Origin of the sequence: Vibrio sp. MMG023 (genome assembly GCF_021654215.1) — a bacterium.
Taxonomy (GTDB): Bacteria; Pseudomonadota; Gammaproteobacteria; order Enterobacterales; family Vibrionaceae; genus Vibrio; species Vibrio jasicida.
Map to the genome: position 1 here is coordinate 1 of NZ_JAKFZP010000030.1, position 1,190 is coordinate 1,190.

Sequence of the window (1,190 nt, forward strand, 5' to 3'; positions counted from 1 at the left end):
TAAGAATTAGTCGAAGATCTTAGCAACAACACCAGCACCTACAGTACGGCCACCTTCACGGATAGCGAAACGTAGGCCTTCATCCATAGCGATAGGAGCGATTAGCTCAACTTGCATTTGGATGTTGTCGCCAGGCATTACCATTTCTACGCCTTCTGGTAGAGAGATATCACCAGTTACGTCAGTTGTACGGAAGTAGAACTGTGGACGGTAGCCTTTGAAGAACGGAGTATGACGGCCGCCTTCGTCTTTAGAAAGTACGTATACTTCTGACTCGAACTTAGTGTGTGGAGTGATTGAACCAGGCTTAGCTAGTACTTGACCACGTTCAACTTCGTCACGCTTAGTACCACGTAGAAGTGCACCAACGTTCTCACCAGCACGACCTTCGTCTAGAAGCTTACGGAACATTTCAACACCAGTACATGTAGTAGTAGTAGTGTCTTTGATACCTACGATAGCAACTTCGTCACCTACGTTTAGGATACCACGTTCGATACGGCCAGTTACTACTGTACCACGACCTTGGATTGAGAATACGTCTTCGATAGGCATTAGGAATGGCATATCTACTGCACGCTCTGGCTCAGGGATGTATGAATCTAGCGCTTCAGCTAGTTCTACAATCTTAGCTTCCCATTGCTCGTCGCCGTTTAGAGCGCCTAGAGCAGAACCTTGGATAACTGGTAGGTCATCACCTGGGAAATCGTACTCAGATAGAAGCTCACGAACTTCCATTTCTACTAGTTCTAGTAGCTCTTCATCGTCAACCATGTCACATTTGTTCATGAATACGATGATGTAAGGGATACCAACCTGACGGCCTAGTAGGATGTGCTCACGAGTTTGTGGCATTGGACCATCTGTCGCAGCAACAACTAGGATACCACCGTCCATCTGTGCAGCACCAGTGATCATGTTTTTAACATAATCCGCGTGTCCTGGACAGTCTACGTGTGCGTAGTGACGAGTTGGAGTGTCGTACTCTACGTGAGAAGTAGCGATTGTGATACCGCGCTCACGCTCTTCTGGAGCGTTATCGATAGATGCGAAGTCACGAGCAGCACCGCCGTATACTTTAGCAAGTGTTGTACAGATAGCTGCAGTTAGAGTTGTTTTACCGTGGTCAACGTGGCCGATAGTACCAACGTTTACGTGCGGTTTTACACGTTCAAATTTTTCTTTAGACA

General features: G+C 46.9%; 1 protein-coding gene. It reads right to left on the minus strand.

The genetic code is table 11. The features are described from left to right. Positions 1 to 6: 6 nt before the first annotated feature. Positions 7 to 1,190, minus strand: a 1,184-nt coding sequence (tuf, locus tag L1076_RS26830; protein ID WP_237304878.1) for an elongation factor Tu, incomplete at its 5' end; no start/stop codon positions are given.